This is a genomic window from Rhodococcus sp. DK176 (assembly GCF_038447315.2).
GTDB classification, from domain to species: domain Bacteria; phylum Actinomycetota; class Actinomycetes; order Mycobacteriales; family Mycobacteriaceae; genus Rhodococcus_F; species Rhodococcus_F jostii_A.
Genome location: NZ_CP118321.2, coordinates 7,604,299 through 7,617,511, shown reverse-complemented (window position 1 = coordinate 7,617,511; position 13,213 = coordinate 7,604,299). Strand labels below are relative to the sequence as shown.

Sequence of the window (13,213 nt, the reverse complement as noted above, 5' to 3'; positions counted from 1 at the left end):
ACTAAACCGATGCGCCAGAGCTAGTGGTGTGTCTCGCAAATAATTCTTGATCGATTCGATAGAATCCGTACATGAGGAACCCGGTACCAGCTTTGGAGATTTCCGATGGGCAGCGCGTTGTACTCGAGTCGTTGGCGCGGTCGCAGTCGGGTGCACATCGGGAGGTGGTGCGGGCCAAGGCGTTGTTGATGGCGGCCGAGGGCATGGCTAACACTGCTATCGCGCAGGCGTTGTCGGTATCGCCGGGATCGGTGGCGAACTGGCGGGTGCGGTTCGCCGAGGACGGCATGGCGCGGTTGGGTGAGGTGCGCAAGGGTCGTGGTCGCAAGCCCTCGATCCCGCAGGAGAAGATCGAGGAGATCGTGGACCTGACGCAGAACTACCGCCCGAAAGGCGAGACTCATTGGAGTTGCCGGACGATGGCAGAGTATGTCGGGGTCTCCAAGGACACCGTCCAGCGCGTGTGGTCTGCTCGCGGACTCAAGCCGCACAGGGTCGAGACGTTCAAACTGTCGAATGATCCGCGATTCGAGGACAAGCTCGTCGACGTCGTCGGTCTGTATCTGAACCCGCCCGAGCGGGCGATCGTGTTGTGCGCGGACGAGAAGTCGTCGGTGCAAGCCCTCGACCGGACCCAGGCCTCGCTCCCGATGATCAAGGGCGCGGCGAGACGATGACCCACGACTACAAGCGTCACGGCACCACCACCTTGTTTGCCGCGCTCGACGTCCTTACCGGCAAGGTGATCGGCCAGTGCCTGCCGCGCCACCGTCACCAGGAGTTCTTGAGATTTCTGCGCACCATCGACCGCGAGGTGCCCAAGGACTTGGAGATCCATCTGATCCTGGACAACTACGCCACCCACAAGCACGAGAAGGTCCGGGCTTGGCTCGATAAGCATCCACGGTTCCACCTGCACTTCACTCCCACCTCCTCCTCGTGGCTTAATCTCGTCGAACGTTGGTTCCGAGAGCTGACTGATAAAGCTCTGCGGCGCGGGGTCTTTCACTCCGTACCGCACCTCATCGCCTCCATTGAGGAATACCTCGATGCCCACAATGAAAGCCCCCGACCGTACGAATGGACCGCGACCGCCGAATCCATCCTCGCCAAGGTTGCGCGCGGCCGCGTCGCACTGGAAAAGATCAGCTAAATCAGAGACACACCACTAGATCCACCGAAAACCTGACCCTCACGACCAGGCGACAGAAGAGGGGCCCTGCACCGGATCGGTGCAGGGCCCCTCTTCTGTGAATCGCGGGGGATTACTGCGGGAGCAGTCCCTTGTTCGCGTCGATGAGCTGCAGGATCTGGGGATCGATCGCGATGCCCTGAGCCTTGACGGCCTCGATCGCGTTGTCGACGACACCGGCGTACTGCGAGGTGCCGTTGGTGCTGGGGACGCCGCCCGTGAGGTCGGGGAGTGCCGGCGCCGCGGGGGCCTCGGGCACGGTTGCGGGGGCGGTGCGCTGGGTGGGTGCGCTGCTCAGGCCGAGGCTCGAGGAGCAGGACGGCCATGCGCCCCAGCCCTGGGAGTCGAGGACCTTCTCGGCGACGACGATCTGCTCTTCACGCGAGGCCTGGTTGGCGGTGGCCGCGTACTGGGTTCCACCGTGTGCGTTCCAGGTGCTCGGGGAGAACTGGAGTCCGCCCTGGAAGCCGTTTCCGGTGTTGATTCCCCAGTTTCCGCCGGACTCGCACTGCGCGAGGCGGTCCCAGTCGGAGTCGGGTGCCGCGTTCGCGGTGCCCGAGAAGGCTGCTCCGGCGACGCCCATGATGGCGCCGGTGACGGCGACCTTGGCGACGGTGCGGCCGGTGTTGGTGGGCTTGCGATGGCGTCCGCTCATAGTGGTCGAGATCCTCTCCACACGCGCCTGCGAGGTCAGCTGTCGGGTTCGGGCTGAGAGGTCGCCCGGCCTCGCCTCTCCTGGCTGGAGAGGGTCTGGCTTCACCCCAAGATCCGAGTGTGCGAAGCACATTCGGGCCGGTGTCCGTCTGAGAACTTGCGTTCCCTGGAGGACTTTGGGTCCCCCGTCCTCGTCCCTGGAATGCTTCGTCGGGACTCCGGTACCCGCGGGACGAGGTTTGGCGCGGCGGGCCGGATGTGGCCGATGTTTCCTCGGCCGGTGACGACGGTAACGGGCCGAGGCCGCAGTGTCACCATTTGATAACGCGGAGTGTCTTCGCCTGTTGCGGGGCCTCATTGGGCGCGCAGGGACTCTTCCCAGCTCGGGGCGACAAGACGTCCCCGTCGCCGAGCCGTTTCCCTTCCGTTATCGGACCGTGATGTGACGGAGCTCACATCACCGGTGCGTCGTCGATGTCCTCGCCCGGGCGCATGAGCGAGAGGGGATCATCTCGAGATTCGCGGCTGCGAGTGGGAGTCGCTGGCCGGAGCGCTGTGTCGCGACGAGGCCCTTGCCTCGATGGTTACCGACCTCGACACCAGAAGGGTGCGCCTCGGCCTTCTCCCCGGGGTCGGGCGGACGATGTCGCGTGGGCCTGTTACTCGTCCGGTGCCGGTGACTCGGTCGCCCCCTCGAGGCGCTGACCGGAGTCGAGGGGCGAATCGATGCATTCCGGGCCCGCTGGGGAGGATGACCGTCCATGAAGCCCGGCCGCGTAAACGCAGTAGTCTCCGTCGTCGATGTTGAGGCCGCCGTTGCCTGGTACACGACGTTTTTCGGCCGACCTGCCGACCGTCACCTGCCCGATCTCGCCGAATGGCAGCTCACCGGTAAGTCGGCCCTGCAACTGGCACTGGACCCGTACGGCGCCGGCAGCTCCATAGTGGCGTTCGAGGTAGACGGCATGGACGGTGTCCCCGCCGACCTCGAACACCGCGACATCATCCCGGGAAACGATCATCGACGGGACAGCGACGATCACCGACCCCGCAGGCAGCCGGATCAGAATAGCGGCGCGTCACCCGTAGTCATAGTCTACGCAGTGGCGCCGAATCCGCTGCAAGAAAATCTGTTTGAGGCACCGACACGGAACACACCGCCGCTCCGACCAGGAGCACCGATGCCGCGACCACCGCCGGGCGAGCACGACTTCCGTCCCACCCTCGGCGAGGAACTGGCACGGATAGATCTGACCGTCCGCGCGAAGCGCCTCGAGGACCTGCCCACCGACCGAGTCGCTGCCGTAGCGGAGCAGATAGCGCATCGCCGAACGTACCGCCCGCCGGTACTTCGATCACGGCACCGTGCGCACACGACACCCGATGGGTCCGATCGCTGTCTGAGACCTCGAACGGTGGGTACGCGGGGCGTGAGAGGACCCCACTTATGTTGATCAGAGTCGACCCCGCACCAGCCGCGCTCCGCGCACTCCACACCGTGCACGAGCGCGGACAGCGCCCGGACAGGCCGCGCGTGCGGCCATGATTGTTCATCTACACCAGCTAGCGTCGCCGATCGTGACAACCTTGCGCGGCCCGGCGCTAGCCCTTCTGCGGTTCAACTACCATCTGGCCCGCATACCGTTGCAGTGGGCGGAATGGGTCGTGCTGTCCCGGCTCGACGAGCAGGCCTCGACACGTCTGGCGTACGAGCAACTCCTCATCGACTGCGACCGGCTGGCGGCACGGCTACTCGACGACGAGGAGGCGGCCCGGCGAGCCGACGACCTGGATCGGCACGCCCTGCTCGTCCGGACCGTGATCGCCGGGACTCTCACCGGACCCAACGCCGAGGGGTCCTGCTCCTCGACGAACAGCGGGAGCGCTTCCAACACCGGCAGCGCGAACGCAAGTTCCCGAACGCGCCGCTATGAACGAGTTGCGCTCATCGGGCTCCACCCGGCCAGGCGATCTCGGCGGATACCTCCTCGAGGCGACGTGTGGCTCTTTCCAACCGGCCCTCGAGTTCGAGGATTTCCACCACCAGCTCGTCCCGCTCGGCGAGCCAGTCGGCAACCGTGCGCTGATAGGATTTCATCTTCATCAGTTCACGATACGCCCAGGTCAACGGCCGATGCCCACCCCAAGTGCCCCGGTCCATCGCTGACCCTTCTTGGTGCGCTGCGTGAGCTCCAAGGCATGGCAGCAACAACGTCAGTACGTGAAGACCGAAGCCGATCGGGGACGACAACGAGCAACCTTGCCACCTCGTGTGGGCATGCCCTCGACCTCTGCGCGGACCACTGTTGGATGCGGGCCCCTGCGTGTGAGAGGTGATGGGCGGGTAAGCGTCGAGTCATGAGCACAATCACCGAAGCAGTCGACGTCGCTGTCCCGATCCGCGTGGCGTATGACCAATGGACCCACTTCGAGTCGTTTCCTCAGTTCATGGAGGGGGTGACGGAGGTTCGGCAGATCGATTCCACCACCACCCATTGGGTGTTGGACATTGCCGGGCAGAGAAGGGAATTCAACGCCACGATCACCGAGCAGCACCCCGACGAGCGGGTGGCGTGGAGGTCCGACGTCGGCCCCGACCACGCCGGGGTGGTCACCTTTCACCGGCTCGACGACACCCACACCCGGGTCACCGCGCAGATGGATATCGATCCGGACGGAATGGTGGAGAGCGTCGCCGACAAGCTTGGTGTCCTGACCCACCGGGTGAAGTCCGACATGGCGAAGTTCAAGGAGTTCATCGAAGCGCGCGGCACCGAAACCGGCGCCTGGCGCGGGAACGTCGACCGCCCCGACGACACACTTCCCGACCAGTCCTGACCGCGCGCACCGCCGTCCAGGATTATCGGTGGATGCCGTGCCGCGAAGATGTGGTGGTGGGAAACGACCATCCGCTGGACGCGCATACTGCGTCCGGTTCGGGGTACCCCACCCGAACGCTGCCCGCGGCTCGACGGCTGTCCGCAGGCGGCGAGACCCTCGACCGCTGACCCCATCGGCCGAGGGCCGTCACCGCGCGTGGACCGAGGACGAACAATCGAACCCACCTCTCTTCGGGCCGCGCGGCCCCGGCGCGAGAGCATCCTCACCCCTGGCTTTTCCCGCCAACCTGCTGCGCTGTGGCACTCCGGCGTCGATCGCAGGGACAGGAACCCGCGACCGTCAGCGGGCTTTGCTGGTGAGGATCTGTACCAGGTCGTCGAGGGCGATCAGGGCGGCGTCGCTGTCCCGGTCGATCAGCCACCGCAGCACCACCCCGTTCATGCAGGTGAGCGCGAGCCGGGCGACCTGCTCGACCGGGGTGATCCAGGTGACGTCGGCCCGGGTCTCGCACACAGGGTGAGGAACGCTACCGTTTCGGCGTCCATGGTGCGGTACTGCCGCTGCGCGATCGCCCCGGTCGCCACGTTTCCGACGCTACGCCGGCGCAGCGCGTGGGCGGTCAGCTCGTAGGTCAGCAGCTGGCCGTCGGGGGTGGCCTGGATGATCGGCCACAGACCGCGGATCCCGGCGCGCAGCAGATCCTCGAGACCCGGGATTCCGGTCAGCCCGCCGGGTTCGGTGTACTTCCCCAATGCCAGCCGCATCCCCTCGTTGACCTGCAGAATCTGGGTCTCACCGAGTTGGGTGAGGAGGGTGTCCTTGTCGTGGAAGTGATAGTGCACGATTCCCGGGGACACCCCGGCGGTTGCGGCGAGGGGGCGCAGGGTCAGGGCGTCGACACCCCTGCTCGGCCGCAATCGTCAACGCTGCCTCCAGAAGTTGGGCGCGGCGCTGATCGGCGGGCAACTTCGTCGCCATCGATCGAGCGTAAGTGCCCCGCGGCCGGGGCCGCGGGCTTTATCCCACGATGATCAACAGCCCGACCGCCGAAACCGCGATCACGGAGGCGGCGATGCAGACCGTCCACGCCCGGTTCGCAACCCGGTGCCAGTCCCGGTCCCGGCGCACCGCGCGGGCGGTGAGCACCGGCGACGCCGAGGAGTCCCCCGCCACCTCGGCGCGATCCGGTTCGCGCACGGTATCGCGGGGGCGCCGCGATACCGCATCGGCGGTCACCGCCGCGGCCAACGACACACCAATCACGGCCAACGTCACCATCAGGACCTCGACCATCCAGAACACAGACATATCGGCAACTCGAACTTCCTTCTCTCGCGGCAAACCCGGCGGTTCTGCCTCCGCGTCGTGTATCGCCGGTAGGGCTGACTGTGTTGCGCGATCGGCATTTTGTTATTTTGAGCAGTCGTCCAATTCTCTTTTGACCACCTGTCCAATTGAAGGTGTACGCGGCGCGATTCTCCGGCAGACGCAGCAATGCCGGAGATATTGCCGGGGTGATATCCGCGGCGCTGCCGTGGATGACAACCGGTGTCGCGTCGTGAAATATTTCAAGGCGCTGCGCCGGTGTTTTCCCTGCGAATTCCCCGGCGACGTGCAGAGGAAAATAGGCGAAAGAGAGGTGCAACGACGGGCCCCGCCGCACCACCCTCTTGGCGCGGGCGGCGGACCAGTTCAATCGGCACGGGTATACCCATGCCGCGCTGCACGACATCACCGGAGTTCCGCACGCCACCAAGGGCGGCTTCTACTTCCATTTCCGATCCAACCGCGACCTCGCCCGACCACGGCTGTACCGATCGCGCGGCACGACAGGCGAGCGCACTCGAAGCGCTCATCAAACTGTCCTACGCGCTCGCCGACCACGGTCGGCGGCGACCCGATGATCTGCGCCGCGTCCCGCCTGGTCCTCGACCTCGGCGCCCACCCTTCTCTCACCTTTTGGCCGGGTGCACAACACGGGCACTCGCCCCAATGAGTGGGGTTCTGGTCAGGCCACGGGCACCGATCCGGTGAAGAAGAACGGCGCCGTACCGCCGAAGCAGAAGACGGTGGCATTGCCATTGGCGAACCCACTGAGCTTTCCGATCCCGGCGGGGAAGGCACCGGTCTTGATAGTGAAGGCCGAGTCGAATCCGAAACAGGTCCAACTCTCCCCCGGCGGGACGGTGACCGTAACCTCCCCCTTGGCACCGGTCGTCAGCGCCGGCACCGCTTTCGCGGTGGGTTGCCTCGTGAGCGTTGCTCGTGGTCCGCAGTCGGGGATTGTTGAATGAGGTGAGTAAGTCATGACGAGGAAGATGGCAGTGCGTGCGGCGTGGCGTCGGCCGTGATCGCCCCGGCGATGGTCTTCGCGGGCGGCGGTACAACGCGCTCTACAGGTGTCTGCGCATTTCCCCGAAATGCACCTACTCAAACCGAAATTACCCCATCGCTGCTCGTTCGGAGGTCCAGGCGAATTGGTCGAGTGTTCAAATAAAGCATTTTGGTCGACTGTTCAAAATAAACTTTCGAGAAATTGCCCAAAAGGTGAAACATTCGGCAGTACCCGCACCGATAGACCCAATAGGCGGGGGACGAAAAGGGAAACGACCACTTTCAACGGAAAGGTGACCCGCGATGGGTTCTGCAGGAATCGACTTCAGTTTGGCTTTCGACGCATTCCTCAAATTCCTGAGCGTCGCGCTCGGGATCGATCTGGGCGTCGGCTGACCACAACGTAGAACACCAAGAGTTTCGGGGCCTCGGATGATCACCGGGGCCCCGAAACATGCCCATGACCGAACCCCCACCCCCGGGGACCGTACGCCACGGGTCGGGTGAACGGCATCCGTGCGGGGTGTCAGGGTTGCGGGACCTCGACACTCGTGGGGAGCTGGTCGCGCATCTTGTCCACTTCCTGCTCGATCCGCTCCACCGCCGAATCGTTGTTCAGGACCGTGACCACGCCGGCGGCAAACGCAATCGAGACGACGATCGCCAACCCGCTCAGTACCAGACCAGCGATCGCCACACCCTTCCCAGTGATCCCCACCCGGCGGGCCGCCCGCAGACCGATCACCCCGAGGATCAACCCGATGATGCCCAGCACCAACCCGACCGGGGACAGGATCACGATCAGCACACACACGAACGCGGCAGTCCCGACGGCCAGTGCGAACGCCGCGGCCGCGCTGGTGCGCGCGGGCTTGGTCACCACCCGCTCCTCGACCCCAACCGGTCGGCCGTCCACGACACGGCGGTCGTCGACCCCGGGCTCGACCCGCCGCGGATCGTCCCCGCGTCCCGGGCTGGTCAATGGTCCACTCATCACTACCTCCACGTCATTCGCCGCAACCTCCGGCGGGTCATTCCTTACGATGTGCCACCACAAGGCATGCCCAGCTCGCTCATGTTCGAACCCGCACACCGCGGACACGCGGCCCTCGAGACCGCCGAACAGGGCAGTACGGGACTCCGACCGGGCGCCCCTCACTGTCGTGGATGTCGCTAGAGGTGGTGACGATCGCGTGCGTGCCACGCTCGGTGACCGCGGTGACAGTCAGGCCGGTGGTGAGCTCGACGCCGGCCACGATGTGCCGGTGATACCGCGCGCTCTGCGACCCGTGGACCACCGGGCCGGATCCAGCCCGGTGTCCAGGCTGCCAAGCAGCTGGCCGACCGCGGGTTCGACCACCACCGCGACGAACGTCGGCGGGGCGACCACGTCCGGGTGGCCGGCGGCGCGGGCGGCATCGACATCGATGTGGATGGCATTGGTCGTGGACACCGACTGCGCGAACTCGCGGACCTTTTCCCTGCCAACGAGATACGGACCCACAGGAGGGAAGACACGACCGGGCAGATCGGGTTCAACGGAATCGGGTGCACTCTACCGGCGTATGCGTCACGGGACGACCGATCGCGACCCCGGCAGGGGATTGGATTTCGGGTCCGTGGGGTACCGACCAGGTCTGGAAATAGTGTTGCGGTGCGAAACACAACAACGCCACAGTATTAAGAATGGGACACCCGACGGAATGGGACACCCGACGGCCTTGTCAGGGTAGGTAAGAATTAACACCATCGGTCGTCACGACGGTGGCATGCGAGAAGCGGGTACCTTGCCCGTTGGGTAGCGGGCGCGGTTGGTCGAGGTAGACCAGCGCCGGAATCGATCTGAACGTTCCTCGGGCGCAGTCCGGTTCGCACATGTTGATGTGTTCGGTACCGATCCCGATGGCGTGATCGGCGCTCCAGAGTCCCCAGGACATGTCCGTGAGCCGATTGTTGGCGTCCCCGCAGGTCAAGATCATGCGGCTGGGTTCGGTGACCAGTGGCCCGGTGCCGCACTGATCCATCAGGGCCGGCGGGACGCCGGGGGTGTCGGTGACGGCGGCCGCCGCCGGTACGGCGACGGCCGTGGCCGAGGCGCTGATTCCCACCGCGAGGATCGCGGCCGCGCGGGCGGCGCGGAGTCGGTGGTTCATTCGGGTGTCTCCTTCGCGTTTCCCACTGGGTGCCGGCTTTTCATCTGCACCGCAGTTGGTCGGCCGTGCACTATCATTCGGCTAGCGGCAGCACGGAATGGGGTGCAACACCAGTCGTGTCTGGGTGTCAGTGCTGCGGGACCTCCGCGTGGTCGGGAGTTTGTCGCGCATCTTGTCCACTTTCTGCTCGATCCGATCGACGGTCACCACCCGTTCCTCGACAGCGACGGGACTGCCATCGACGGCGGGGGCGACCCGGCGCGGGTCGTCCTCGGGTCCGTCACCGGTCAGTGGTCTCTGTTTATCGCTGCCTCCGTGTCCTCGGTCGTCGCAATTGGCTCGGGCAGGCATCGCGCTATTTTCTTGGTGCTCGATGCCTCTACCGAGGCATGCCCAGATCACGCGTGGTCCAACCCGGACGCGCTGCCCCGACCAGTTTTTGTTCTCGGTGGTGTGGGGTGCCGATTTCCCGTGCTGTCCCCGATAACAGGTTGTCGCGGCCGGAGGACTGGACAACCCACCATCCCCCTGCTCGGGTGCCGATTCTCGGGGGCATGTCGGCAAAGCCGCTCACACCGGCCCCGGTTCGGTTGTGAGGCACACTTATTGACACCGTGCGCACGAATCGCCGCTTACCATCGCATGTCATCGGAGTCGTCACCGCGACACAAGCACTCGGTCGCCTCCAGTGTCGACTCGCGCGTATCCCCTTCGACCTGTTCGACGACACCGTGATGCCGGTGCTTTTCGACAACAGGGCACCGGCCCGGCTGGCGTAGAACTGGGTGCTGATCGAGTGCGACAACGCCGCCGCGGTTCTGTTCGACGACGATTCCGCGCCATCCCATGCACACTGTTGCGGCAGCGCAGTGCCGCCGTGCGATACTGCCTCGCCCGCCGGCAACGGCGAAGCCTCCGCGACACGGACGCTGCCGCCCTGGAGCGGCACCGCGCTCTCTTCCGCGCGCGACACCAACAGCACACCAGAGCCACCGACTAGTGACCCTGTCGCGGGCGAGAAATCCGGTCACGGCCGTTTCATCGCCGGGTGACCGGCGGGACGGACACCGAACCAGGTTGGTGGCCTCCCCCGGCAGGTGAGCGGCTCCTGTGGCCACTACTGCGCCGGGGGTGCGGGTGCCTTGTGCATCATCACCGCGGCCACCGCCCGGGCCAGTTCCGGATCGGCCACCCCGCCGGTGCGGGCGATGAGTGTGGTGCGGGTGGTGGCCACCGGATCCTGATGCTGGCCGGTGATCAGGTTTTTGGTCGCAATGATATCGGTGCCGCCCATCTGCCGGAACGACTCCAGACAGATATCGCAGTCCAGCCGGTCCCCGACCCGCACCGGCCGATGCAGAACCAGCTGCTGATCGGTGTGCACCATCTGGCGCAGGTCGTAGCCGACCAGCACCCGCACGAACAGCTCCTCGATCGCAAGCGATCCGAGGATGCTCACGAACGTGACCGGTGCGATCAGCCCGTCGTATCCCAACTCGTGGGCGGCGTCTTCGCGGAAGTGGGCGGGATGCGAATCCTGCACGGCCCGGGCATATTCGCGGATCTTCTCCCGCCCGGCCTCGTAGCCGGTGACCCGGTGATGGCGGCCGATCAGCCCCGCCATCACCGCCGCGACCTCGGTTCCCCCCGTCACGGTCTCTCGCACCTCGGGTCGCGCTCCCCGGACTTCCGCAGCGACACCGAAAAGTTCTGCCTCGTGTTGCGTCGCGCAATACAACCTGGGCGTGTCGCCGAGAGGGGACTCCGCCCGCAACCCCCCACCCGGTCGCCGTAACAGGGACTTCGGCGCGTCCCCCGGCTCGGGGCTACCATGAGCCCTCCCCTTCGAGTGCCTTCGCGGCGATGATCTGGACCAGGTCGTCGAATGCGGTGCGGGCGGCGTCGCTGTCCCGGTCGACGAGCCAGCGCAGCACCGCCCCGTCGAGCACCGCCAGCGCGAAACGCGCCACCTGATCGACCGGGGTGCCCCAGGTGACACCGGCCCGGTGTGCACACAGATTCAGGAACGCGACCGCCTCGGTGTCCATGGTGCGGTACTGGCGGGCCGCGACCAACCCCGCCGAGTCGTTGCCGGCGCCGCGTTGCCGCAGGGCCTGCGCGGTGATCTCGTAGGTCAGCAACTGTTGATCGGGGGTGGCCTCGATGATCGGCCACAGGCCGCGGATTCCGGCGCACAGGAGTTCCCGCAGTCCCGGGACACCGCGCTTTTTCAGGGGTCCGACGAGTTGGCTGAACGCCATCCGCATCGCCTCACTGACCTCGAGGATCAGACTCTGCCCCATCTCGGTGAGCAACTCTTCCTTGTCCTCGAAGTGGTAGTGCACCACCCCGAGCGAGACCCCGGCCGCTTCGGCCACCCCGCGGATGGTCAGTGCGGCGACACCGTGTTGCGCGGTGATCTCCCGCGCCGCGTCGATGAGCTGTCCACGGCGCACATCAGCGGGAAGCCTCGGCATCCACGGATCGTATGCGCTCGCGCCCTACGAGGAGACGAACTGAGCATCGTGCGTCCCCGGTGTCGCGCTGCGGCTCGCCGAGATCGACTTCCTGAGCGACCGCACCCCACACTGCCGAGACACGGGCACGGGCCGCGGACCCGTCGATCGTGGTGAGGGCGAAGGATGCGGGCCGCCGCACAGACACCGCGCACATAGCTCGTACCAGGGGCACAGCCTGGTGGATCGGCTGGCGTCCCGGTTTCCCGTCACCGTTGACTATGCGAGCAATGTGAAGGGACGTGATCGAAATCGCGACGGCATCGGGTCACGCACCCGACGCGGTTTGGGGTCTTCCTGCGCACACCGGGCTGGCAGTTTCGATCCGCCCCCGGGAGACCTCGATCTGCAGTGCGACGCCGAGAACGCGAGCGGTCTCGGCGACGGCGATTGCGCAGGCACGATCTCGCGGTTCCGAAATTGGGGTCCCCGGTTCGGGAATCGGGGAAGGAGAACCCCTCCGCGACACCGATCGGGTTGCCACTGCCCAATACTCCCTCGTCAATGGCAGAGCGGGTTTCCGACCTCTCAGCAAAAAGGGCGAGACGCCCCCACCTCTGGCCAGGAAGCGTCCAGCGTTTCCGAGGCCACGCCTACCTCGCCGTACCACCACTGACCTGCGGTGACCCAGACGACCCCGGATTCATCCGATGGGAAGGCAAATCGAGCCCAGATTCAGTCCCGTCGCGACGGTGACGGTCAGCGCTCCGGACGTGGAGGCTCTGAAATCGTCCGCACCAACCCTTGCTCCGCTAAAAGTTGCCACCACCACATGCGCACCCGTCGTACTGAAGGTGTGCTGGACACTGGCGGTTCCGTTCGTCACCGCCGCAGCGGTGCCGAGCGTGACATTGCCCTCCTTGAAAAGGACCGTCCCACCGGTGAAAGCGGGTGACACCTGTGCGCTCAAGGTGACTGGACACGTTGTCGCAGCCATACCCTGGATCGAGACCGTCGTGGTGGTGTCGATGGTCGCAGCGGCGGCCGGTGGAGCCACCAGGATCATTGCCGCGGCGGTGACTCCCAGGGTCGACATTCCGGCCCTCAGCCGACGCGCAGGCCTCCGTCGACGAGGTGCACCAAGGTTTGCAGACTCCCGACCTGACAGATGGGACGCCACTGATGTAATCATGACCGCACTCCTTCGATTCGCGCTGTGGGGAACGCGAAGCGGACGACCACGCATAAAATGTTTCGCGGCCGCCCGGGCCGCTGAATTTGACGCTACCCGGGGCAGGAGCCACCGACAATGCCGAACCGACCGTTCGGCACAAAGTGGTCAGCCCCGGAACTTCGTTCCCGGCGATCGGGGCATATCACCAACTCGCCCCCCACCTCTGGACCCGCAAGGTCCAGGGTGCAGGTCGCCGCGCCTACGGTCCGGCACCGTGCCGGTCAGCGGAAGATCGTCCACACCGCGGCGGCGGCAAGCGCTACCACGACCACAACCATCACCACGGTGACGAGCAGTTCGTGATCGGCGAGAAGTTGCTGCATGACAAGAAGTCTCCCAGCCCCTCCCG

At 65.7% G+C, this 13,213-nt stretch carries 14 protein-coding genes, 3 pseudogenes and 1 riboswitch; of the genes and pseudogenes, 4 read left to right on the top strand and 13 right to left on the bottom strand.

All coding sequences use genetic code 11. The features are described 5' to 3' along the window. Positions 1–71: 71 nt before the first annotated feature. Positions 72–1,153 (top strand): annotated as a pseudogene (locus PSR88_RS35535) (IS630 family transposase). A 112-nt stretch (positions 1,154–1,265) separates the two neighbouring features. On the opposite strand, the gene PSR88_RS35530 reads toward PSR88_RS35535, so the two are convergent. Both PSR88_RS35530 and PSR88_RS35525 read right to left on the bottom strand, forming a co-directional pair. Next, positions 1,266–1,847: a transglycosylase family protein gene (locus PSR88_RS35530; protein ID WP_011598749.1), complete on the bottom strand. Its 582-nt coding sequence runs from the start codon at positions 1,845–1,847 to the stop codon at positions 1,266–1,268. An 8-nt stretch (positions 1,848–1,855) separates the two neighbouring features. Next, positions 1,856–2,069, bottom strand: a riboswitch (cyclic di-AMP (ydaO/yuaA leader). A 436-nt stretch (positions 2,070–2,505) separates the two neighbouring features. Continuing rightward, the gene (locus tag PSR88_RS35525; protein ID WP_157180057.1) at positions 2,506–2,868 is read right to left on the bottom strand and encodes a hypothetical protein; all 363 of its coding nucleotides are present in this window, start codon (positions 2,866–2,868) and stop codon (positions 2,506–2,508) included. 520 nt (positions 2,869–3,388) lie between these two features. On the opposite strand from PSR88_RS35525, the pseudogene PSR88_RS35520 reads away from it, so the two are divergent. Beyond that, a pseudogene (locus PSR88_RS35520) lies at positions 3,389–3,780 on the top strand (hypothetical protein). 11 nt (positions 3,781–3,791) lie between these two features. Here the strand turns inward: PSR88_RS35520 and PSR88_RS35515 are convergent. After that, positions 3,792–3,950 (bottom strand): hypothetical protein, encoded by a 159-nt coding sequence (locus PSR88_RS35515; protein ID WP_157180056.1) that lies wholly within the window; start codon positions 3,948–3,950, stop codon positions 3,792–3,794. 254 nt (positions 3,951–4,204) lie between these two features. Here PSR88_RS35515 and PSR88_RS35510 point away from each other — a divergent pair, with 254 nt between their 5' ends. Together PSR88_RS35510 and PSR88_RS35505 are read left to right on the top strand one after the other, a co-directional pair. Next, positions 4,205–4,684: an SRPBCC family protein gene (locus PSR88_RS35510; RefSeq protein ID WP_011598746.1), complete on the top strand. Its 480-nt coding sequence runs from the start codon at positions 4,205–4,207 to the stop codon at positions 4,682–4,684. 32 nt (positions 4,685–4,716) lie between these two features. Continuing rightward, the gene (locus PSR88_RS35505) at positions 4,717–4,854 is read left to right on the top strand and encodes a hypothetical protein (RefSeq protein WP_157180055.1); all 138 of its coding nucleotides are present in this window, start codon (positions 4,717–4,719) and stop codon (positions 4,852–4,854) included. Between the two features lie 172 nt (positions 4,855–5,026). On the opposite strand, the pseudogene PSR88_RS35500 reads toward PSR88_RS35505, so the two are convergent. The 10 genes and pseudogenes from PSR88_RS35500 to PSR88_RS35455 all read right to left on the bottom strand — a co-directional run bounded on the left by PSR88_RS35500 (position 5,027) and on the right by PSR88_RS35455 (position 12,726). Continuing rightward, positions 5,027–5,665 (bottom strand): annotated as a pseudogene (locus tag PSR88_RS35500) (TetR/AcrR family transcriptional regulator). Positions 5,666–5,704: 39 nt separating this feature from the next. Then, positions 5,705–5,995 carry a hypothetical protein gene (locus PSR88_RS35495; RefSeq protein WP_016880234.1) on the bottom strand — a complete coding sequence of 97 codons (291 nt, stop codon included), beginning with the start codon at positions 5,993–5,995 and terminating at the stop codon, positions 5,705–5,707. 700 nt (positions 5,996–6,695) lie between these two features. Beyond that, positions 6,696–6,995: a hypothetical protein gene (locus tag PSR88_RS35490; protein WP_011598741.1), complete on the bottom strand. Its 300-nt coding sequence runs from the start codon at positions 6,993–6,995 to the stop codon at positions 6,696–6,698. 552 nt (positions 6,996–7,547) lie between these two features. After that, on the bottom strand, positions 7,548–8,015 hold the full coding sequence (locus tag PSR88_RS35485) for a DUF4190 domain-containing protein (RefSeq protein ID WP_011598739.1): 468 nt from the start codon (positions 8,013–8,015) through the stop codon (positions 7,548–7,550). Positions 8,016–8,094: 79 nt separating this feature from the next. After that, positions 8,095–8,277, bottom strand: a complete 183-nt coding sequence (locus PSR88_RS35480) for a hypothetical protein (RefSeq protein ID WP_272942768.1) — start codon at positions 8,275–8,277, stop codon at positions 8,095–8,097. After that, positions 8,247–8,525, bottom strand: a complete 279-nt coding sequence (locus tag PSR88_RS35475; RefSeq protein ID WP_011598738.1) for a MaoC family dehydratase N-terminal domain-containing protein — start codon at positions 8,523–8,525, stop codon at positions 8,247–8,249. The genes PSR88_RS35480 and PSR88_RS35475 overlap by 31 nt, the downstream gene beginning before the upstream one ends. Positions 8,526–8,745: 220 nt before the next feature. Further along, positions 8,746–9,174, bottom strand: a complete 429-nt coding sequence (locus PSR88_RS35470) for a hypothetical protein (RefSeq protein ID WP_011598737.1) — start codon at positions 9,172–9,174, stop codon at positions 8,746–8,748. Between the two features lie 1,117 nt (positions 9,175–10,291). Next, on the bottom strand, positions 10,292–10,798 hold the full coding sequence (hadA, locus tag PSR88_RS35465; protein WP_050787542.1) for a (3R)-hydroxyacyl-ACP dehydratase subunit HadA: 507 nt from the start codon (positions 10,796–10,798) through the stop codon (positions 10,292–10,294). A gap of 202 nt (positions 10,799–11,000) precedes the next feature. Then, positions 11,001–11,651, bottom strand: a complete 651-nt coding sequence (locus PSR88_RS35460; protein WP_037195660.1) for a TetR/AcrR family transcriptional regulator — start codon at positions 11,649–11,651, stop codon at positions 11,001–11,003. 682 nt (positions 11,652–12,333) lie between these two features. Continuing rightward, positions 12,334–12,726, bottom strand: coding sequence for an Ig-like domain-containing protein (locus tag PSR88_RS35455; protein ID WP_016880229.1), 393 nt, complete (start codon positions 12,724–12,726; stop codon positions 12,334–12,336). Positions 12,727–13,213 lie beyond the last annotated feature (487 nt).